This window comes from Pseudotabrizicola sediminis, from assembly GCF_004745575.1.
GTDB classification, from domain to species: domain Bacteria; phylum Pseudomonadota; class Alphaproteobacteria; order Rhodobacterales; family Rhodobacteraceae; genus Pseudotabrizicola; species Pseudotabrizicola sediminis.
Genome location: NZ_RPEM01000018.1, coordinates 1 through 21,205, shown reverse-complemented (window position 1 = coordinate 21,205; position 21,205 = coordinate 1). Strand labels below are relative to the sequence as shown.

Sequence of the window (21,205 nt, the reverse complement as noted above, 5' to 3'; positions counted from 1 at the left end):
GGACTCGCAGCTTGATCCGCCCAACTCCGAACGTTTCCCCGACCGCAGATGTCGCTCGGGGCGAAAAAAGGACTCGCACAAGCTGCCGCCAGACTACCGGTTCGCAGGCCAACCATCCGACGATTGCTCTCGTTCCAGCGGATATTTTCAAGAGCATTCTGCGGGATGCTTGATATGCTTCCGGCCAGTTGAACCAATATTCAAGGCCAATGGATAGCATTCGCTTTTCCGATTTCGTTCTGCAGCGCCGGACCCGGCAGCTTAGCCGTGCATTGCAGATCATTCCGATCGGAGCGCGGGCCTTTGATCTGCTGGACCTTCTAATCACCCATCGTGACCGGGTGGTGGGCCGGGACGAGATCATGGCTGCCGTCTGGCCCGGCGCGGTGGTGGGCGAGAACAACCTGAATGTGCAGGTGGCTAATCTGCGAAAGGTTCTGGGGGGGGATGCGATCCTGACGGTTCCGGGCCGGGGTCTTCGCTTTGGTCTGGAGGTCGGACAAGCGGGGGCGCTGGACCTGCCGGACCGGCCATCAGTGGTTGTCCTACCATTCACCGAGCTTGGTGGTGATCCCGATCTGGCCTGGTTCACCGATGGGTTCGTCGAAGACATCACGACTGAGTTGTCGCGCTTTCGCGATCTGTTCGTGGTCGCCCGCAATTCGGCTTTCGTCTATCGGCATGGGCCGCGCGATCTGCGCGCGATTTCGCGTGAACTGGGTGTGCGCTATGCCGTCGAGGGGAGCGTTCGCGCCACGACAGACCGCGTCCGGGTGACGGCGCAGCTGATTGATGCCACAACCGGCGGCCATGTCTGGGCCGAAAGTTTTGATCGTGAACTGACCGCGCATTTCGACACGCAGGCGCGGGTGGCGCGGGCGGTCGTGACCTGCCTTGCCCCGCAAATTGATCGGGCCGAGGCCGAGCGTATCCGTATCACCCCGCCGGAAAACCTGACGGCGCGGGGATTGGCGCTGAGCGGCTGGTCGGCCATTTCGGCGGGCGACATGGCCTATGACCGCAGCGCGCGCGATAAGGCTGATGGCCTAGCGCGGCAGGCGCTTTCGCTGGACCCGGCGTCAGGTCTGGCATGGCGAGTTCTGGCCTGGGTGGCCTGGTGGCATGTCTATCACGCGACGACAGCGTCGGTGCCCGAAACACTTGCCGAAGGAATTGCCGCCGCAACCCGGGCGATTGCGGCGGACCCGACCGATCATCACGCGCGACGCATCCGCGCCTTGTTGCATTTCATGCAGCAGAATGCCGATGCCGGCCTGCCAGAACTGCGTCAGGCGCATGAGATGAACCCCAATTGCGCCGTGACGCTGGCCTGGCTGGGGCTTTACGAGGGATTTCATGGCGATGCCGACAGGGGCGTAGCCCTGGCCGAGGCCGCCCTTCGGCGGAGCCCGCGTGACCCTGCGCGCGGATCGCTTCTGGCGGCTTTGGGGTTCGCCCATTTTGCTGTGCGCAACTATGCCGCTGCGGCAGAAGCTGCGGATGCTGCCTTGGCCGAGGCTTCGGGTAGCGCGACGCCGCTGATCCTTGCCGCGATTGCATGGGTCGGCGCTGGCCGGATCGACCGCGCGTCAGTGGCCTTTGAGCGGGTCAGGGCCATTGCGCCAACACTGGTCGAGGCGCGGCTGGCGGGGCGCTGGCTGACATCGAACGCAGATTACCTTGCCCGGGCGCACACGTTCTTTCGGATCGCAGCCGGGCTCGCACCCCCCGAGGCTGCCGACGCCTTGCGTTAGCGGACGTCACGCGAATCAGGCACAAGGCCGAAAGCAATAATGGCGGCAGCACTTTGCCACGGAAGACGCCTGGTGAGCCACCATCACCCGGCTGGTCGCAGAAAGAACACCTTGGAGACAATCTGCCAGCGGCCCTCATGCCGCAACAGCGTCAGCGTGTCGTCGTAATGCATGCCAAGCCAGATGTCTTCAACCTGAACCGTCGCCACGTCTCCGACCACCGAGATCGCATTTATGACGTGCCATGGTGACAGGTCCGGCTCCTTGACGGCCTCTGCGACTAAGGCGATGAACCCCTCACGGTTTTCCCACTCCAGCCCGCCCTCGAAGTGCCCGATGCTACAGGCTTTTTCGTGCATGGCAGAGCAGAGTTTTGCGGCATCGTTCTGACACATGCCTTCGACGTAGGTTCTGACGACCTCTGCGATCTCTGTATAGGTTTGCGCGTCCTGCACCGTGCGTCTCCCCTGCGGCCTTTGGTCGTCCAGCGGCACGGGGGCCAGAGGCTGACCCGCACAACGTGCCATCCGCACCTTTGGCAAACAAGCTTTCCCGAGCAAAGACACCCGCCGCTTTAGAACTTTTTAGCCGTGCTGATAGCCGGGGACCGGCGGGAGGCGCATGGTTTTGCCCAGGCTGGGGCGAAGAATGACCCCTGCCATCAACGCAATCCGGAGGATACGACATGGCCTTTTATCTTTATCAACTCAGCTATTCGAAAGAAGCGATCAAGGCGATGGTTGCCAGCCCCTCTGACCGCGAGGCCGCGGCCCGAAAGTTGATCGAGGCGCTTGGCGGCAAGCTGCACCATCTGTTCTTTGCCTTTGGCGAATATGATGTGATCTGTCTGATCGAAGGGCCGGATGACACGATGATGATGGCGGGCGCGGCAGCGGTTGCCTCGGCGGGAACCATTTCCCGATCTTCGACCGTCAAGCTGATGACAGCCGCCGATGCGATGGCCGCGATGACTCTGGCGGGCAAAGTGACCGGCGCCTATCAGCCACCACAGGGCTGAACGTGTCTGTAGATATCGTGCCGGGGCGAGGCCCCGCAGCCGCCATGGGTGGTCACGACTGGATCACCCTTCACCGTCTGCGCTTTCCCCAAGCCGTGTCTGCGCATGACAGGACGTTTCCGCCGGTGCCGGGCGCCCTCGTCTGGCGGTTTTGTCCGCAGCACACGCCGGGCGAGGACGGTCTCGTCACCCTGACGTCGAATGTCTGGGGCGGGCTGGGGATTTGGGACAGCCGTGCCGAGGCCGAGGCGATGCTCGACGATCCGGGCGCGTCGATGCCATGGCTCTCGGAGGCCGTCGCGGCCTGGCATTGCCTTGCGATCCCATTCTCGTATCGTGGCAAGGTCAACTGGCGCGGGCCTGTCGAGGATGGCACCGCGATCCGCCCGGCACCGGCCGATCCCGGTGGCCCGCTGGTCGTGGTCACCTCGGCAGGGTTCCTGTCGCGCGACGCCGAGATGTTGCCCCGGATCCGGCGATTTGTCGAAGGCGTGTCCGAGGTGATGGCGTGGTACGGCGCGCTGCCGTCGAACTTGCGCAACGACGTCTTCAATGGCCCCGACGGACGCGAGGGCTTCACCTGCTCGCTCTGGCGCTCGGACGATGTGATGCGCGAGGCCGCCTATTGCGATGGTCGCCACCGCGCCCGCATGGAGGAAAGTCGAGCGGGGCTGATGTTCGACTACTCCTCCTTCACGCGCCTGCGAGCGCTGCGCAGCCGTGGCGACTGGGACGGCGACCCGCTTGCCGAACTGAAAAAAGGCGCCCCGGCATGACGCTCCGCGACAAAATCCAGGGGTGGCTTGACCGGATGGCACGGTCCTATGCCGCCGGGGATTCCGGTGCCTGTGCCGACATGTTTACCGAAGACGCCACGCTGCACTCGCCCTTCGCGCCCCCCGCCCGTGGGCGCATCGAGATCGAGACCCTGCATCGGGACTGGACCGGGACGGCCACGGCAAAACGCTTTTACATCCGGTCCTTCGGCGGATCGGGCGACATCGCCTGGGTTCTTGCCCGGTTCTCGGAAGGCGACACCGGCACGGGCACCACGCTGGCCGTCCTCGACCGAAGCGCCGACACCGGCTGGCTCTGCAAGGCGTGCAGCCTGAACGAAGAACAGACCTGAGCGCGGCAGCCGTCAACCGTGCCGGACACGAGACCGAACTCACAAAGGACGTGGAGACATGCAAACCGACAGGATCGCGGCCGTTGCCGCCGACTACACCGCCGCCTGGAACAGCGGCTTGGCCGAGGCCGTGGCATCGTTCTACGCCGAGGACGGCAGCATCGTCATCAACCGGGGCGCGCCCTAGGAAGGGCGCGATGGCGTCGCCGCGATGGCGGCAGGGTTCTTTGCCGATGTGCCGGACCTGACCCTCGTCTGCGACGGGCTGCGCATCGCGGGCGACCACGTCGCCTATCTGTGGACCTTCACCGGCCATCACGCCGAAACTAGCAACCCGCTGCGAATCACGGGCTGGGAGGAATGGGATATGGACCCCGAAGGCAAGATCGCGGCATCGCGCGGGTGGTTCGATGCCGCAGACTATGCCCGGCAGGTGGCGGGATGAGCGGGGGAACATCACAGGCCAACAGCAGACTTTGGGGCGCGCGTCCACGGGACTGGGCCGAGGTGCAGGAAGGGCAGTTTGCCGCCGCCTACCATGCCGTTCTGGCCCATGCCGGTGTGGGGCACGGCACCCTGCATTTGGATGCGGGCTGCGGCGCGGGTATGGCGGCGGCGCTGTCGGCCTCTCTGGGCGCGCGGGTTGCGGGGATCGATGCGGCCGAAGGGATGCTGGAGATCGCGCGCGAACGGGTGCCCTCGGGCGATTTCCGGCTGGGCGATCTGGAGGCGCTGCCCTGGGACGACAACAGTTTCGACCTTGTCACCGGGTTCAACGCCATTCAATTCGCGGGTGACGCAGCACAGGCCCTGCGCGAGGCGGGGCGGGTCACGCGGCCCGGCGGCCGGATCGTCATCATGACCTGGGGCGATCCCAGCGGGATGGAAGCAGCGGGGCATTTGGCCGCGTTGAAGCCGCTTTTGCCGCCACCTCCACCCGGTGCGCCCGGCCCTTTCGCGCTGTCCGACGAGGCCGCCTTGCGCGCCTTCGCCGAAGCCGGCGGCCTGATGCCGGGCGAGATTTTCGATGTAGACACGCCCTGGCACTATCCTGACAAGGCGACAGCCCTGCGGGGCATCGGGTCGTCGGGCATGGCGGTGAAGGCCATCGAACACTCCGGCGAGGCGGCGTTTACCGCTGCGGTGACCGAGTTCATGGTACCATTCCACAAGGCGGACGGAAGCATCGGCTTTGGCGCTTCCGCCCGGTATCTCGTCGCAACACCGGCCAGAAAGCCCGGGCAATGAGAGGCATGCCCGACAACGCCATGTCGGTTCTCCATCTGACCGAGGATGTCGCCGGGATATCGCATTTTTCCGATCTCGCCGTCCCAATGGACGCCAGCGCCTTCGCCCCGCCCGCACGGATATCGACCCTATGCTGACCGAATTTTACGAAGAGATTCAGCCTAAATTGCAGGCGCTGGACTATCCGCCGCTGGATATTCCCTTCTGGATCGAGGATTTCTGGCACCATGCCGACGAATACCTGCCGCCCGCGGGCAGCACCTGGATCGCGCGCAACGCGGCGGGTCTGGCCGTGGGCTCGGGCACCATGGGCTGGGCGCACCTGCTGTGCGACACCATCCGCACCAATATCGAAATGCAGACCCTGTATCAGAGCATGGGTTTCCGATTCACCGGCCCCTATCCCGAAAGCTGCACGGTCAGGGCCGACCCGAAGGGTGCGACGGTCCTTGTTTGCACGCAGCTCGACCTTTGACGCCGCAATGATGGAGACACGCATGTCCGCCAATCCGGAACCACCCCGCCGCATCTATATCGACGCCGTTTCTGACAGCTCCCGCTGGGACGCTTTCGTGCCGCGCGCGGGGGATATCGTCGTTTCCACGCCGCCTAAGTCAGGCACGACCTGGACACAAGGCATCCTCGCCATGCTCATCGCCGGCGACCCGGAGGTGGACGCGCAGACCTCGATGAAATCGCCTTGGATCGACATCAACATTCGCGATCTCGACGAGGTCATGGCGCGGCTTGCGGCGCAGCAGCACAGGCGGCAGGTCAAGACGCACACGCCTTTTGATGGCATCCCCTTCTGGCCGCAGATCCGATATGTCACGGTCTATCGTCACCCTATCGACGTACATTTTTCCTATCGTAAGCATCTGGCCAACATGGCCCGCGACGTCGGACAGACCCCACTGTCCGAGAACCCGTCGGAGAGCTTTAAGGAGTTTCTGGAGGAAGACGTCGATCATCGCGGCCTTGGGCCGATCCTTGACCATTACCTTTGCACATTGGCGCGCGAGCCGCGCGAGAATCTGATCCGCCTGCATTACGCCGACATGCTGCGCGACCTGCCAAGTGCTGTGGCGTCGCTGGCCGCGCATGTCGGTATCGCTCATTCGACCGAAGTCATGGCGGCCATCACCAATGCCGCGACATTTGCCAGCATGAAAGCCAACGCGGAGCGCTTCACGCCGTCAGCGGGTCAGGGCTTCTGGAAGGCCGACGCAGGTTTCTTCGACAGCGCGACATCGAACAAATGGGAAGGCCAACTGACGGCAGGCGACCTGGCAGCCTATGACGCGAAGGTGGATGCCGTGTTGTCGCCGGAGGAACGCGCTTGGCTTGAATGGGGCAACGCACCCCGTCAGTGACCGACCGCCCCAAGGTTTCGCGCCTATGCACAGCCCGGAATCACGTTCCCCCTCCACGTCGATCAACCCGACCGAACGACAGCCAGAAGGACGGACGCCTCATGAGAAACGAGTTTTTCGGAAATGACCAGCAGCGCGCTCTCCTGCGGCGCGGTCGAGGGATGGCTGCTCTGTTGGAGCAGGATGCGCGCTACAGCTACTACGGTCGCACGGTTGGTCTCGTTGGGCCAGAAGACGGAGACATTGACCAGCTTGCCACATTGGCCATGGTTCAGGGCAACACGAACTATGGCGCCGTTCCGTCAAGCCAGGTCGACGCGGTTAAGGCGGGGATGCAGGCCCGTGGGTTGGTGCCCATGCGGTATGACAAGTGGGAAGGGACAGGGTCCGCCATCGTGGCAGCGCAGGATGTGATCTCGACCACGTCACTGCCCGAGGACCTGACCCTGGTCCGTCTGGAGGCTTCGACACCGGATCAACTGATGGTGTCCATGGCGCAGATGGCTCTGGACTGCGGGGTCCTGCCGCTTTGTGGCGAGGTCCTGCGCGGTCTGTACCGGCCTGCCGTATGTCTGGTTGCCATTGACCGCGCGGCAAATGTGGTTGCCTGCGCGGCGTCTTGCGCCTTCGCACACCCAGAACACGCCGGGTACGGCAAACAGGCATGGTGGGGGATGCTGGCAACCCATCCCGATCGGCGTGGTCATCGGTTGTCGCTCATCCTTGGCTCCCATGTCCTGCTCGAGATGGAGAACTGCTTTGGATTTCGGGCGTTCATGACCGGCGTCGAACCGGGCAACGCGCCATCAGAATCGATCTGCGCCCGGATCGGACTGTCCCGCGGAGCCTTTGCAATCATCGCCTGCACCGATCCACAGGCGCTGGCCGGCGGACGGATGACAAAATAGGCTCTTCGGTACCTAGGGCAGTCCCTGAAGACGGCCCAGCCGTTTAGATTTCGATACCCCGGCCCTTGCCGATCAGGTTACCCTCGCGCGCATGTTCTGAACTAGCATCCCGCGTCGGGAAGGTCGCAGCGGTGTCCCCAGTTCGAAAACCCGTTCAATGAGGGCCTTGTGCGTTGACGGAACCGCGTCCAGGGCACGGCCATCCGCAGCGGCAATTTTGATCTGGTGGACTTGGAACGCGTCGGTGACGATCGTTCCCGCCCGGAGATAAGCCGGATCATCAAGGGCCTCCGACAGCGGCACAAACGCAACGCCTTCGGCGAACAGCCGGGCGAAAAACGCATCGGCAACCTCTGTAAAGAAGGCAACCGGGTGGATCAGGCCGATGCCGATCACTTCATGCCCGAAAACTGCCCTGCAGGTCTTGGCATCATGTGCGACCTGCGCCGCCGCATAGTCAACGAACTCAGCCTTGAGGTGCTCGGCCTCCTCCGTGCGTCCGGTCTGGAGCAAGTGTCGCGAGGCCCGGTCCCATTCCCATTCGTAGAACCAACTCGTGACGCCCGCACTGCGATAGGCCAGTCGGTCCAGATGCGCATTCACGGCGACAAGTTTTTCTTTCGTGTTGCCCCAGAGTTCAAGCGGATGTCGAAAGGCGCGAAGCGGGGCCTTGCTGATCCATGGTGCAAGCAAGTCGTCGGCAACGGATATGTCGTGGTTGAAGTCCTCTGCAGATGTCTCGTTCAGCAAGGGATGGGTATGCGTATGGTTGCCTATGTGGTGCCCGGCCGCGAGCCAGTCATCAAGAATGCGCGCATATTCAGGATCAACGTCGAGCGGCCAGGAATTGGCCAGTGCAAACACACCCTCCACCCTGTTCCGATCAAGGGCGTCGATGATCCGAGAGGCAACAGACTTCGGCGTGTCGCCGTCCGGCAGCGGCATATGGGGGAAGACCGGTAGGTCGTCCAAGGTAAACGCCATTTGCACAGAAGGTACTCCCCGATGACAAGTAGAGGTTTTCACGCGCATGGGTGGCTGGCAAGCCTGTTTGGAGTTCAACGATTTTCTGGCCAAAGAGTGAAACGGTGAACGACTATCTTGTCCCCAGCACGTCAGCCGTGCCGGAACCAAGAACAAGGATCGCGCACCCGCAGCGAACGTCCGAATGGTCCGCATCAGCGACATTGGCCTGCAAGGATCGCTGCGGCAATCCTGAGTGACCGGTTCGGGGAAGCTGCACCGCGGCGTCGTGGTAGTCCCGACCGGCGGCAATGGGCCGACATTTCCCTCAATCCCTGCTCATCAATGCGCCCGCGCCCGTGCGACGATCCGTATCCGGGGTGCTGCATCTTCATCCGGGTAACTGACCGCGCACTGCAACACCGCGTCCCAACATGTCGGCTTCTTCGCCCATTCGGTAACGTTTTTCAATCCGGCAGCAGGGCTTGTCAACACGTCGGCGGCCGCTTCACAGGCAGACAGAAGGTCACGCATCAGGGCTTCAGGCACCGATTGCGCGGCCCACACGTCATCGAGGTTGATGGCGCGCCCGGTCCGGCCGGAGTCGTGGACCAGTTTGGCGATGCCATAGGTGATGATGTTGGCCCGATACCCGCCAGGATACCAATCCTGCCGGGGCACGGCCTTTTCCAGCGCACGGAACACGATGATCCTCGCGACGGCTCGTCTGAACCACACCTCGTCGAACCCAGCCTCCTCGTCGCTCCATGTTTCGCCTATGTCGGTCGCGAAGGCGGCGAAGTTTTTCTGCGCGCCCTTGCTGACGGTGTCCGGCTTCATCCGGAATGAATACTCGACCTTGGCGAGGTCGGTCTTCAGGAACAGCTGCGCCTTGGGGCATTCCCTGTCGAACTTCGTCCTGTCGGCGCCGACCGCGCGGGCGCGCTCTACCAGATACTGCCCCTTGGCCCGCTCATAGAACCATAGCGTCTGGCGGTTCGTGCCTTGGGCGGGCGGGGCGAACAGCCGGCGGGAGAATTCCTCCACCCGCAGATGGAACGGGTGGTTCGAGAAAAAGTCCGCGGCGTCGATCTTGTTCTGGCTGTTGGCGAACTTCGAGATGTTGGGGACAACGTCCTCCGACACATCCGGCGGAACCACGGTCAGTTTGACCTGGACATGGACGCGGTCCAGATTTCCGGGCGATTGCCGCAGCGCCGCGTGCAGCGAGGCCGTGGTCTGGCCACCGTTTACGATCTGAAGGTTGTGCGCCGCAAGGATACGTATGGTGCCGTCCGATCCGTCGATCTCCACCTGGTCGGCAGTGGCGGACAGGCCGTTGTTGTAGCTGAAAAACATCTCCGGCTCGTCACGGATCGTCGTGCGAATGCCGTCGTTCACCGACCTGCGACGGGCCTGGATGAAACTGCGGATGTTGGATTCCAGTAGACGGGCCCCCCATCTTTCATAGAGTTCGGCCAGTTGCCGCCCGCGGATCACGGCCAGATAGGACGGGAATGCGGTGTCGTCGCCCGACGCGATCAGGGCCGGCAGCGCACCGCCGAAATCGCGGTCGAACCGCACCACGATCTTTTCGCGCGCGCCTGAAGTCTCGATCCGGTGGAAACGGGTCAGATCCCAAATGTTGTAGGTGACGGGAATCTCGGCGATCGCTCCGGCCAGAACCGCATCGATCCGGGCGCTGTAGATGGCGTTGGTCACGAGGATGAGCTTGACCTTTGTGACTGACTTCCAAGCCGATGCGATCATCTGCGCCGTGCCGGCGGCAGGCATTTCCGGGTGCAGCCCGTCCCGGAACGTCCGGCGCAGGGAAGCGGCCACGAAATTCATCACATGGCTGAATAGACGTTTGGCATCGGCGGCATTGATCGTCGGTGGCGCGTCCTGATCGAACATCTCGAATATGATGACGCTCAGGACGCCGTCCGCATCCCGGGGGTCGCCCCCGGTGCCGTCGATTCTCAGTGTCTTGCCGGACGAAGTGCCGACGAAGGCGACCCGCTCGACCGCTTCGATCTCGCCTTCGCTCTCCAGCGTCCCGCAGAACCGATCGAAAGCAAGGTCGACCAGGGGAATGTCCGTCTCGGAGTGCTCGGCCCGCAGACCGGCAAGCAGTTCCGAATTGAAATCTTCAACGCTGTTCAAGATGCGGTTCCCGGTTCATCGCGTCAGCAGAACACGGGAATGTGCGGCTTTGCGGGTAACATTGAGGAAAGACTAAGGCAGGGAGCCAGGGAAAAGCAAACACCTTGAAAACATGGAAGATGATAGTCTTCTGTCCGCAACTTGGCCCCGAAATCCTTACCGACCAACAAAGTAGCGGGTGCGTGCAATCACGGTGCAGGATGGCGTGTCGACCAACGGACCATGGTGACTTGAACCTCCACACGGGGAGAGCAGGTAAGCTACTGAAAAAATTTCTGTTTTCATCAGATCAGATTCATGTCGCCGACTTTGTAGACTACAACGATATCAACCAGCCCATCCTCGATGTCGGCATATCTGCCGGCAGCACCACGTTCAGCGCTTCTTTCCTTTGGCCTTTCCACGCCCCTTGGCCTTCTTTGCCCGTCCCTTTCCAACCGCGTCGTTCACACGGCGCGACGGGGCCGCTCTGACAACCGGTGTGGGCGAAACCACAGATGGTGCGTCCACCGCTTCCATCGGCCGCAGAGCGCCAAGATTCATTGGTGCAAGGCCGGTAGCCTCAGCCATGAACGCTTGCCAGATCCGGGCAGGCAGATCGCCGCCTGTGACGCCCGGCATCGGTGTGTCGTCGTCGTTGCCCACCCAGACGCCCACGACAAGCTGTTCTGTAAACCCTACAAACAACGCGTCGCGGTTTTCCTGGCTGGTGCCTGTCTTGCCTGCGGCAAAACCATCCAGCGCCGCGTGACGCCCAGTGCCATTGCGCACCACGCCTTCAAGCAGAGCGATGAGGTCAGCCTGATGATCCAGGGGTTGTGATGCTTGTTGGGGAAGCGCCGCAAGCAGCCCGCCACTACCGGTTGTAGGCGCGAGGCTGGAGATCGCCCAAGGCTGTATGGGCGTGCGGCCCGCCGCGACGGATGCGAAGGCCCCGGTGAGGTCCAACAATCCGACGCCCGAGGTGCCAAGCGACAGACTGATGTTGGGGTCGAGATCTGCATCGATGCCCAGATCCTTGGCAGCCTTAATGACAGCTTCAATACCGACATCCTGCGCTAACCGGACGGTAGCCGCGTTCAAAGACCGAGCGAAGGCGTCGTCGAGCCGCACGTCGCCACTATAGGCACCGTCATAATTCTCGGGTCTCCAATCGCCGATCTCAATGGGTGTATCGTTCAGGACATCGCCGAGCTGCCAGCCTTGCCTGAGCGCGGCAAGATAAACGAACAGTTTGAACGTCGACCCTGGCTGACGCCGCGCCTGCACGGCCCGATTGTACTGGCTGGTCGCATAGTCCCGGCCGCCGACCATGGCCACGACAGCACCGTCGTGTGTCATAGCGACCAGCGCGACCTCCATCGCGGCCCCCCCTGGCGTTTCAGCAAACTTTTCAGCGATGATCCGTTCTGCAAGGGCCTGCCACTCGGGTCGCAGGGTGGTTTTGGCCCGGACAGAGCCCAGTCCCGGCCCCCCCAAAGTCGAAGCATCACTCAGGATCCAATCGGCAAACCAACTGCCACCCGCACGGCTGGGCGCATTGGTGTTGGGCGTCGCAGGGGCATTTTGTGCAGCCAAAGCCTCTTGCTGCGTCAACAGTCCTGTGTCGACCATGGCACCCAGAACCACATTGGCGCGAGCTTGCGCCTCTTCAAGGTTGTGCAGGGCGTTTGCCCTTGATGGAGCTCGAATGATACCAGCCAGCATGGCTGACTCAGCCAAGGTGAGTTCGCTGACGGGTTTGTCGAAATAAGCAAGCGCCGCAGCTCCAATCCCGACCGCTCCGCCACCAAAATAGACGTTGTTCAGATAGCGCGTCAGGATGTCGTCCTTGGACAGCCGTGCTTCGAGTCGCAGGGCAACCAAGGCCTCGTCTACCTTTCGTTTCATGGTGCGTTCGCTGGACAGGAATTCAATCTTCGCCAATTGCTGGGTGATTGAGCTGCCGCCTTCAACCACCCCGTTGGCGCGGAAATTTCGCCATGCCGCTCGCCCGACGCCGCGAATGTCGATGCCACGGTGGTCAAAGAACCGCCTGTCCTCGATGGCGATGACGGCATTCACGAGGTGATCTGGCAAGTCCTCTCGCAGAGCCGGTGTGCCGCGCAATTCGCCCCGCAACCCGATCAGCGTGCCATCGGAAGCCTCCACTATGACGGCTGGTTTGGCTTCTTTGGTGTCGGTCGCCAATTCCAATGGCACTGCATAAACTTGCCAAGCCAGTGCGCCACCGCCGATCAGAAGGCAGGCCATCATCACCGATAAAGTGATCTTCATGATTTGCCACCCGCGACTGCGAGGTGGATCGGAACTGGTCGTCGCTGCTGCAGGCCGATCGTTGATCATATCACCTTTTTTCTGTAATTGGCCCGCGGGCTAAGTCGCCGCAATAATCGGGACGCCAAGTCTTGGTCAGGTCTAGGTTGAACCCGCAAATGCGGCGTTGCTGAGCAACACCGGTGGCATGACGAGTAATGCGATATTGAAAAGGCTTTGGAGGAAATTCATTAAGTTCCTTTGTGGAGAATAACACGGGCTAACGTCTGAGTACCCGTATCGTTCCCTGAAAAGACGCGACGTTCGGGAACTTTGCTGGGGGTCGGTTCGAACGCGCGGAGTGTCTTGTGCAGCTTGGCCTCCGATGAGAGAAAGCGATTGTCGCTCTTGATTGTGCTATCGGGCTGGCCTGCTACCTTCGGCGCCTTGCGCGGCAGAGCCTTTCCCGATGCAGTTTCGCACGCGGGGCAATGGGTGAGATTGAAGAAGAAAAACTTAGATGTTTTCTGACCCAGCGGAAAAGCGACGTGTACTTCGTCTCGGTCGCCATGCCTGAGGCCAATGATCTGACGGTCGGCATCATGGCACTCGTGGTGCAGGCCGAAGGTGAGGCAATCTCGAGGCGGATGAAGGAGGCGCTCGCGGTGGCCATGGCACGGGGGGTGAAGCTAGGTAACCCCTATGGGGCGGCTAGCCTCAGGTGGGCTGGCAAGGGTGTGACGCTGCGGGCGGAAGAGGCGACGAATTCGGACGCTTTCGCGCGGCGTGTCGGAACTAGGTGCGTGATAAATTTGCGGAGGCTGCTGGGATATAGGATTATCTGCAAGACTCCAAAAATTGGGGCGCGCTTTACTGGGGAGATCGGCGCGCCCCTGAAGATAGTCTCGGGACAGTAGCGAGCGCATTGCACGCTCGTCGGAATAAACTTTCCTCGGCGGCATTCGTTCCACAGAGTTCGATCTTTTTTTGACAGCAACACGTTGGTGAAAAATCGACACGGCATCCGCGCGCACTGCTCATCGCAACCTGCAGACCGGAATCGTCCGGACAAGTAACTTGCGCCGAAACACGTTCTATTTTTGTTCGCGCCGCATGACACGGCGTACCGAACTGCAATCCAAGGCTGATGAACGTGCCTTACCCGCCTCCCCTGCCCTCTCACCGCAATCGTCGCCGACGATCTCGAGCCGCGCGTTGCAATAGCCTTCCTTGGCAATCCAAAGCTTTGCCGCGGTAATGGATTCCGCCAGATGCAGCAGCTCGGTGTTGCCACCGAAGTCCAGAAGAACACGCACTTGTCCAGCTTTGGGTTCCTCAGCCACCTCGAAGACCAGCCCACTGTCGGCCGAATGACTGCGCATGATCGTGACAAGGATGACCCCCTCTGAGGAGAAGTTGCCCTCATGCAGCGTGAAGGACGCCGGAGCCGTCCAAGTCGGATAAGGCCGCGTCGGTTCCTTCTTAACTAGACGGCCAACACCGTTGGACCTTTCCCATGCCGCCAGCTTTTTGGTGAAGCGTGTGGGCGGCTTTGGACTGCCGTCGGTGTAACGAATGAGCGCGCCCAAGGGCGCTGTGTCGATTATCGTGTTTGCAGACATGATTCCTCATCCTGAGTACGAGTATTTGAACTCATCATATTGATATTGCTGTATTTTGTGGTGACTGAGGGCGGGTTTCCCCGCCCTCGGGGGCTCAGATCACTCCGCAGCCATCATCGCGGTGCTTTCCACGGGCAAATCGGCCATCAGGAAGGCGGGCAAGTCGATCTCCTCGTCAAAGCCAGCAGCGCCCAAGACATCTCCGCTCAATACCCCCTGCCCTTCCGCAGCGATATCACCGTCCAGAGAAGCAAGGTCACTGCGCCGCAGAACCTCCGGCAACCAACCGCTGCCCTTGAGCAAGCGTTCGGCTTCCGTGGCCATCTCGCCCTTCTTCAGATGATCGAGCAACTGCGCAGTGCCCTCCCCCTTCGCCTCACACACGGCTTGAAGGATACGCGCTTTGGGAACCCGGTTCAGGTAGTTGTCCGCTGTCGGCTCCCAGCCCGCCGCGACCATGTCGAGATCGACGGCTTGGGCCGCGATGACCGACTGTGCCATGCGGTGGGTCAACCCGCTGGCCGAGATGCCCGCGCCATAAGGGTTCACTTTCTCATGCAGCGCGTTGATCCCGAAACTCAGGCAATGCGCCAGCAGAGCCATACGGCTGGCCTGATCGAGGGCCGAGAGATAGTCCCAAAGCACGGCATCGTCGCCAAGCGGCAGATCGGCCTCCCATGCAGCCTGACGATCGTCCACGGCCTTGGCCACGGACTGTCCTTCAGATCGGGGGCCTGTGCCGACATGCAGACGGTGCGCACCGAAGCCTCCAAGAAACTGCCCGAAGCGCCTGAGCTACGGAAGTTGTCGTTGACCAGCTTCATCAGCAGCAGCGTCAAGGCGACGTCGGGCGAACGCCCAATCACCTCGCGCAACGCAAGTGTGCGATGAGCGCTCAACTCCATGACCAGCCGCTCAGGCAAAGGCTTCAATGCGCCATCATCCTCACCGTCTGGCAGACCGGCACTGAACGGGTGACCCCCTGGTGTGATGACGGTGGCCGCGGACGCGCCGACGGGAAGCTGATAAGCGGAGACACTGCCATCAGCCCCCTGCCCTTCCTTGTCAAGTTCATCGCCGAAGTTGGCCACGGTCTCTTTGCGAGGCTCATCCTCTGGCCGGACATAGCCGCGATGGGTAGCCAAGTTGCCATCCCGATCCAGCGTTACGAGGACCCCGGCGCGACATACTTCGGCTGCATCAAAGATCAGCGGACGCTGCTCGAAGACTTCCATCGCAGCTTCCAGCTCGCCAAGCCGGCTGTCGATCTCCTGCGGGTATTCGTCCTGACCAGAGTAATCCTCTTCCAGCGCGCGATACTCGGCGAGCAGCCTGGCGTGCTCTGCAGCTTCATCAGCGCTCAGCGGTGAGGGATCGCCAACCAGACGCCGCAGACCGTGGCTGAAGCCGTAGGGCAGGTCAGTGGACACCTCGATCCACTTCCAACCCTCAGCGGCGATTGCCTGGGCCTCGGCTTGCAGCTTGTCTGCGACCAAACGGTCAAGCAGGGCAGGGCCCTCCAACCAACCGCCATCATCGCCTTGGAAGGGATCGCGCAGGACAACCCCACCAGACGCTTCATAGACATCAACACCGACAAACACCGCGCGACGATCCGAGGCCCGCCCAGAGGTTTCCGTCAACATGCGCCGGATCGAATAGGGTTCCTTGTTTCAGAAGTTCTTCACCGCTTCCCAGACCTGCACCTGACGCGCGTGATCAGGGTTCACCGTGAAGGCCATGAGCTGTTCCAGCGTCATGCCATCCTCGGCGTAGACATCCAGGAGGGCAGGGGCCACGGACGCAACTTTCAACCGCTGTTTCACGATCTGCGGCGTCACGAAGAGGGCCGCAGCGATTGCCTCCTCGCCCAGACCCTTCTCCCGCAAGGCAGCAAAGGCACGGAACTGATCGAGCGGGTGCAAGGCGACCCGCTGCATGGTCTCAGCCAAGGAGTCGTCCTCGGCCAGAATATCTGATGTCACATCACGCAACACACAAGGCACGGGCGTAGTCTTCGCGAGCCGCTTCTGCTTCGCCAACAACGATAGCGCCTGGAATCGTCGACCGCCAGCCGGGATCTCGAACTTGCCGGTCTCGACGCTATCGGCATCCAACACAGGCTGCACGCTCAGGCCTTGCAACAAACCGCGACGAGCGATGTCCTCGGCCAATTCTTCAACCGACACCCCGGCCTTGATACGCCGGACGTTGGATTGGCTCAGCACCAGCTTGTCAAAGGGGATGTCCCGTGAGGACGAAAGGGCGATCTTCTGGGCAGCTTGGGCCATCAGGTCTCTCCACGGCGGGTGTCGGGAGCCACTCTCCCAATCTCACTTCCCGCCACCCTCAAACAAGCAATCCTTTCACTCTCAACCGTGGACCCGTTGTCGAGTAATGATCTGACGCCGCTCCGTGAAGATTGTCCGCGGACAACTCTGTTTTCTGAAGCAGAGATTTCAGTTCTTGGCCCCTGCTGGCCATTGTCCGCGGACAACTCTAACACCTTTGCAGCCTATCCTGCTTCACAAGGGTATTGATCATTGCCCAAGGATCGAAAGCCGCGCTTCGTTTTCCGGTGGTAATGGCGCGAAAGTAGGCTCCAAGTTGTCGAATTTTTCCTTGCATCTGAAGCAGGCCCCAAACGGTAATGGCCGTTCTAAGTTCTCCAAGCCGATCTTCTGCTGCGCGGTAAGTCGTACTGTCGATGCCCATCATTGGAGCAAGAGTACGGGCGTGCCCGATTACGTCAGATAAGCTCTCTGCAGGGCGTTGGAGGTAGCTTGCTGCCTCTTTGCATGCACCAACTAGGCTTCCAATTGATACCTGGTGATGCCGTTGATGGTAGTCTTCGGTCTTCTCAGCGACATCAGAATCTATAAGTTCTTTTGTTGAGCTATGATGGTGCCGGACATTTTGTCCGTCAGTTGCGGACATTTCGGCCTCAATCGACATCTCTGCACTGCAATCCATACCTTGGTTTTCCTCAACGGAGACAAGGTCATCCAGGATGCTGTAGAGTTCTTCAGCCGTTAGCTTGCGCCTCAAGGTGCGAAGTGCGTTTTCCGCATCGATGCTTAACCCATCTAACTCCATTGTTCGGGCGATCGCGCACCGCACTTTTGTCCGTAGGAAGGAAATGTGACTGGCTTGTTTGGCGCAGTCTTCCGCCACCGCACAAATCTGGTCATAGCTTTTGAATAGCGGAGAAAGGTCAAAACCGAAGCGAAGGACACTGCCAGTGGACATATCGCTCTTGGAGAAGCGTTTGCGGTTAGGGCTATCGGATCGAACGAGCAAGCCAGCCTCTGCTAGTTGAGCGACGTGTCGACGGATCGTTCGGTCGGAAATACCGTTGCGCTTGAAAGCAATCGTTGCGTTTGACGCAAAGACGAAGTTGTGGCTTCGCTTTGGGGGCAAGCAGGACAGCAATGCATCCAGAGTTGCAATGATCGGAGCCTTGAGCCCAAGGGCTGTGCTGGCCTTGCGGACAACTTCGATGAGGCTGAACCGATCGGGCTGACTATGAGTCGTAGGCAAAGCTGCTGCGGACCGCGACCCTAAAGGTGCTGTAATATGTTGAAAGCGCATGTATTTTCACGGCAAGCCTAGGCAAAAGCTGCCACAGCAAGGGACCATTAGTTCGCCTGTTTAGGCAAAACTTATAGAATCAACCGAATCGGTTGTTCTTGACTGACAGGGAGAAGCTGGTAAATCTGGTGATGCTAGGCAACAGACTGGGCTCTCCGAGGGTGACCTTGGGGGGCTCTTTCTTTTTACTTTGGTTGCGAGTGCTCCCTTTGTTGTTGATCTGCTCGGTTGATCTCAATTGGCTTCAGTTGCCGACCGCCAGGCTTCGTAGAGGCGCAAGACCTCTGTTTCAGCATGTTCCCTCATCCACTTTGTGAACTCTGGTTGGTCAGAGCCTGCAAAGCGGATCGTCAATGATCGCGGAGTGTCTTTAATCTCGGCAACCTTGGATCCCTCGTAGATGACCGGTAGGGCAGGGGGCGTACCAGCTTGTGAGGCGCCCGATTGTCCTGCTTTCAATGCCGCATCAGATAGAAATGCGAACCGTTCATCTGACGTAAGCGTACGAGAGGCTTCATCCAGGGAAGCTACGAGAGCGTCGAGGTTGATCCCTTTGTCCCGAACCAGGTCAGCCAGTTCTTCCCAGCGACGGCGTCCGATTCCATGGGCAGCGCCAATGAACTGAACCACGCCAAGTGGCAGCGTCCGCGCTACTTTGGTCATTCGAGATAGCATTGGCCTGTCGATCGCCAAGGCATCCAACACGACGGACTGGTCATATCCACCATCGGTCAAATCAGTGACAAAGATTGCCTTTTCGATGAAACTCGGATCGAGGCGCAAGCTGTTCTCTTGGCCCTGCGCCAAGATCGCCTGTTCGTCGGTGAGCGTTCGAATCAAGGCTTTAGCCGGGATGCCCGCCAACTTCAGAGCACGGAGCCGCCGTCTGCCATAGACGATGCGATAGCGTCCCGGGTTTTCAAGGAGCGGGCGCACCATGATAGGCACTTGCTGACCATGAGCCCGAATGCTCTGCACCAGATCGGCAACATCGGCATCAGTGATGGCCAAGCGATCCTTCGGACCGCCGTCGTCAATCAATGATGGATCAATTTCCCGGACAGCGTTCGAAGACAGGTCGCGAAGCGTCGACTTGACGCCAGACATCGCCCCGGTGTTGGGGAACCGGGGTTTGCTGTCCGGTTGGCTAGCCTCCGGACCGGAATCGGGAGGCGGTGGTGGCTGAAATATATTGCGACGAGCCATTAGTCAGTTCTCCGTCCCCAGGCTTCCTGGATAACCTTTTCAAACTCATCCGCGACGCCATTCACACTTTCGAGGATGCGATCCAGCGTCTTGCGGATGACTTGAGTAGGGTCGAGTTCATAGATTGTCTGTTGGGTCATGCCGGCATCGGAAATCGCGGTGGATTTCAGCATCGGGGTGTTCAAGACTTGATCCAGTAGGATCGATCGCAGAAAGCCCGCCATCTGAGATTGCGGAACGTCAGTCGGCTCATAGCGTGCGATTAAGAATTTGAGGAATTTCCAATCGGTCGGACCTGTCGACTCTTCAAGAACCCGAACAGTTTCTCCAGCCATTTCAAGGAATTGTGCCATTGATGCGACGTCCAACATGCTTGGAACGACAGTTATAAGAAGTCCAGTCGAAGCCAGCAGTGCAGTCATGGTGGTGAAGCCAAGTTGCGGTGGGCAATCGATCAAGACGAGGTCGTAATCCTTCTCAACTTCATCCAATGCTAAGGCGAGCCGCTGAGTAAAAGGCGGATCAACCCGATGCTGCAGAGCATAAGCAGTCTCGGTTTCATACTCAGACAAGATTAGACCAGCGGGGGCGAGATCGAGATTGTGAAAGTAAGTTTTCCGAATGACTTGGCTGAGTGGGACGGGATCCTCATAGCGCAAAGCATCGTAGATCGTCCCAGTTTCCGAAAACTCGATCTCTGGGCGGTAGCCAAACATCGTGGTCAGGCTCGCCTGTGGGTCCATATCCAACGCCAAAACCCGGTAGCCACGCAGTGCATAGCGCTGAGCGAGATGGATGGCCGAGGTTGTCTTGCTGGAACCGCCCTTGAAGTTCACGACAGAAATGACCTGTAGTCCGTCGCCGTCACGACGACCGGGCAGGTAGGCTTCGCCATTGCGACCTGTGCGCGCCATAACCTTGCGGATGGTGTCTATTTCTTCTGCAGTGTAAAGGCGCCGGCCGCGCGCGTCAGTCTCGACTTCAGGGAAGTCGCCTTCCTGGTGTCGCGTTCGAAGGTTAGACATGCTGATGCCCGTCAGCTCTGAGACCTCGGCGGGATGGAACTTGCGCAGACTTTTCTGGCTTTCAGGTTGAAAGCTGTTGCGCATATGGGTGTTCAGAGCTTCAGACAGGCGTGCTGCGTTCGCACTGATTGTGCTAGCAATTGAGCCTGGCGAAGGTTGATATGTGCTCGTGTTCATCTGTCCTCAGGCGCCTCTTGGTGGGCTTTTGTAGTTTCGTCGCAAGAAAGCGTCATAATCGTATTTGTGCGACAACTGAAGTCATGGCACGCAACTCATAGTGCGGCAACTGTTTTTTATGCTGTAAGTTGAGCGGCATGTATTGCTTGCTCGCCCAAACTCTCAACGCAGCTCGGTAAGCTATTGATAGCTATGTGAAAAGTTCGCAATGCTGCGGAACATGACACATCTTGTACCGGTTTGGCTACAGAGCACAAAACCTAGTTCAGAAATTGACGTGCGCGAATCGCTTGCAGCATTTCTAATGTAGCTAGTGTTCCGAGTCTGACACTTGTTACCGATTCCCCCTAATTTCATCGAGCGCATCAAGTGCGCGGCGCTCGCGGGCTATGATGTCTTCGGCGGTCTTGCTCCAGACGAAAGGCTTCGGCTTGGTGTTGTGCTGCGCGAGGTAGTCGTAAATCGCCCCTTCGAGATCGTCGACGCTGGAGTAGCTGCCACGACGGATGCGTTTCGCGGTGATCTCGGCGAAAAAGCGCTCGACCAGGTTCATCCAGGACGCGCTTGTCGGCGTGAAGTGCAGCTTGAAGCGGGGATGTTTCTCGAGCCAGGCCTGCACCTCGGGCGTCTTGTGGGTGGCATAGTTGTCGAGCACGAGGTGGATGTCGCGGGGTTTCTTCACAGCCCGGTCGATCCGGCGGAGGAAGGTCAGGAACTCCTTTGCCCGATGGCGCGGCATGCATTCCCCGATGACCAGACCCGACTTCAC

The 21,205-nt window shown here is 60.2% G+C and carries 19 protein-coding genes and 2 pseudogenes; 11 read left to right on the top strand and 10 right to left on the bottom strand.

Going from position 1 to position 21,205, the window contains the following annotated elements:
- Positions 1-209: 209 nt before the first annotated feature.
- A complete protein-coding gene (locus EEB11_RS17775) occupies positions 210-1,754 on the top strand; it encodes a winged helix-turn-helix domain-containing tetratricopeptide repeat protein (RefSeq protein ID WP_135433709.1) in 1,545 nt (514 codons plus the stop codon).
- 83 nt (positions 1,755-1,837) lie between these two features.
- Here EEB11_RS17775 and EEB11_RS17770 read toward each other — a convergent pair whose 3' ends face one another.
- On the bottom strand, positions 1,838-2,209 hold the full coding sequence (locus EEB11_RS17770) for a nuclear transport factor 2 family protein (protein WP_167853266.1): 372 nt from the start codon (positions 2,207-2,209) through the stop codon (positions 1,838-1,840).
- 230 nt (positions 2,210-2,439) lie between these two features.
- Here EEB11_RS17770 and EEB11_RS17765 point away from each other — a divergent pair, with 230 nt between their 5' ends.
- The 9 genes and pseudogenes from EEB11_RS17765 to EEB11_RS17735 all read left to right on the top strand — a co-directional run bounded on the left by EEB11_RS17765 (position 2,440) and on the right by EEB11_RS17735 (position 7,430).
- Positions 2,440-2,772 carry a GYD domain-containing protein gene (locus EEB11_RS17765; protein ID WP_135433704.1) on the top strand — a complete coding sequence of 111 codons (333 nt, stop codon included), beginning with the start codon at positions 2,440-2,442 and terminating at the stop codon, positions 2,770-2,772.
- 2 nt (positions 2,773-2,774) lie between these two features.
- Entirely contained in the window at positions 2,775-3,548 is a 774-nt protein-coding gene (locus tag EEB11_RS17760; RefSeq protein ID WP_135433702.1) for a hypothetical protein, read from the top strand.
- Complete coding sequence (locus EEB11_RS17755) at positions 3,545-3,901, top strand: YybH family protein (RefSeq protein WP_135433700.1); 357 nt, start codon at positions 3,545-3,547, stop codon at positions 3,899-3,901. The genes EEB11_RS17760 and EEB11_RS17755 overlap by 4 nt, the downstream gene beginning before the upstream one ends.
- A 58-nt stretch (positions 3,902-3,959) precedes the next feature.
- On the top strand, positions 3,960-4,088 hold the full coding sequence (locus EEB11_RS20270) for a hypothetical protein (protein ID WP_280950290.1): 129 nt from the start codon (positions 3,960-3,962) through the stop codon (positions 4,086-4,088).
- 12 nt (positions 4,089-4,100) lie between these two features.
- A pseudogene (locus EEB11_RS20095) lies at positions 4,101-4,346 on the top strand (ester cyclase); the annotation flags it as partial.
- Complete coding sequence (locus EEB11_RS17745) at positions 4,343-5,149, top strand: class I SAM-dependent methyltransferase (protein WP_167852800.1); 807 nt, start codon at positions 4,343-4,345, stop codon at positions 5,147-5,149. The pseudogene EEB11_RS20095 and the gene EEB11_RS17745, both read left to right, overlap by 4 nt.
- A 130-nt stretch (positions 5,150-5,279) precedes the next feature.
- Positions 5,280-5,624: a hypothetical protein gene (locus tag EEB11_RS19670; protein WP_167852799.1), complete on the top strand. Its 345-nt coding sequence runs from the start codon at positions 5,280-5,282 to the stop codon at positions 5,622-5,624.
- Between the two features lie 22 nt (positions 5,625-5,646).
- The gene (locus EEB11_RS17740; RefSeq protein ID WP_167852798.1) at positions 5,647-6,522 is read left to right on the top strand and encodes a sulfotransferase domain-containing protein; all 876 of its coding nucleotides are present in this window, start codon (positions 5,647-5,649) and stop codon (positions 6,520-6,522) included.
- A gap of 161 nt (positions 6,523-6,683) precedes the next feature.
- Complete coding sequence (locus tag EEB11_RS17735) at positions 6,684-7,430, top strand: hypothetical protein (RefSeq protein ID WP_135433693.1); 747 nt, start codon at positions 6,684-6,686, stop codon at positions 7,428-7,430.
- Positions 7,431-7,502: 72 nt separating this feature from the next.
- Here EEB11_RS17735 and EEB11_RS17730 read toward each other — a convergent pair whose 3' ends face one another.
- The 3 genes from EEB11_RS17730 to EEB11_RS17720 all read right to left on the bottom strand — a co-directional run bounded on the left by EEB11_RS17730 (position 7,503) and on the right by EEB11_RS17720 (position 12,836).
- Positions 7,503-8,402: a polysaccharide deacetylase family protein gene (locus tag EEB11_RS17730; RefSeq protein ID WP_167852797.1), complete on the bottom strand. Its 900-nt coding sequence runs from the start codon at positions 8,400-8,402 to the stop codon at positions 7,503-7,505.
- Positions 8,403-8,735: 333 nt separating this feature from the next.
- Positions 8,736-10,559 carry an AIPR family protein gene (locus EEB11_RS17725; RefSeq protein WP_135433689.1) on the bottom strand — a complete coding sequence of 608 codons (1,824 nt, stop codon included), beginning with the start codon at positions 10,557-10,559 and terminating at the stop codon, positions 8,736-8,738.
- Between the two features lie 375 nt (positions 10,560-10,934).
- Entirely contained in the window at positions 10,935-12,836 is a 1,902-nt protein-coding gene (locus EEB11_RS17720; protein ID WP_167852796.1) for a transglycosylase domain-containing protein, read from the bottom strand.
- Between the two features lie 470 nt (positions 12,837-13,306).
- Between EEB11_RS17720 and EEB11_RS19825 the strand changes: the two genes are divergently transcribed.
- Positions 13,307-13,732 carry a recombinase family protein gene (locus tag EEB11_RS19825; protein WP_210134458.1) on the top strand — a complete coding sequence of 142 codons (426 nt, stop codon included), beginning with the start codon at positions 13,307-13,309 and terminating at the stop codon, positions 13,730-13,732.
- Between the two features lie 177 nt (positions 13,733-13,909).
- Here EEB11_RS19825 and EEB11_RS17710 read toward each other — a convergent pair whose 3' ends face one another.
- The 6 genes and pseudogenes from EEB11_RS17710 to EEB11_RS17685 form a co-directional block, all read right to left on the bottom strand.
- Positions 13,910-14,437: a UCP036055 family protein gene (locus tag EEB11_RS17710; RefSeq protein ID WP_135433684.1), complete on the bottom strand. Its 528-nt coding sequence runs from the start codon at positions 14,435-14,437 to the stop codon at positions 13,910-13,912.
- 99 nt (positions 14,438-14,536) lie between these two features.
- Positions 14,537-16,728, bottom strand: a pseudogene (locus tag EEB11_RS17705) (ParB/RepB/Spo0J family partition protein).
- A 208-nt stretch (positions 16,729-16,936) separates the two neighbouring features.
- Entirely contained in the window at positions 16,937-18,028 is a 1,092-nt protein-coding gene (gene repC, locus EEB11_RS17700; RefSeq protein ID WP_135433682.1) for a plasmid replication protein RepC, read from the bottom strand.
- Positions 18,029-18,262: 234 nt separating this feature from the next.
- Positions 18,263-19,234: a plasmid partitioning protein RepB gene (gene repB / locus EEB11_RS17695; protein ID WP_135433680.1), complete on the bottom strand. Its 972-nt coding sequence runs from the start codon at positions 19,232-19,234 to the stop codon at positions 18,263-18,265.
- Positions 19,234-20,436 carry a plasmid partitioning protein RepA gene (gene repA / locus EEB11_RS17690; protein ID WP_135433678.1) on the bottom strand — a complete coding sequence of 401 codons (1,203 nt, stop codon included), beginning with the start codon at positions 20,434-20,436 and terminating at the stop codon, positions 19,234-19,236. Before repA ends, repB begins: the two co-directional genes overlap by 1 nt.
- A gap of 334 nt (positions 20,437-20,770) precedes the next feature.
- Positions 20,771-21,205: IS630 family transposase (locus tag EEB11_RS17685; protein ID WP_135433676.1), on the bottom strand; the 435-nt coding region annotated here is incomplete at its 5' end.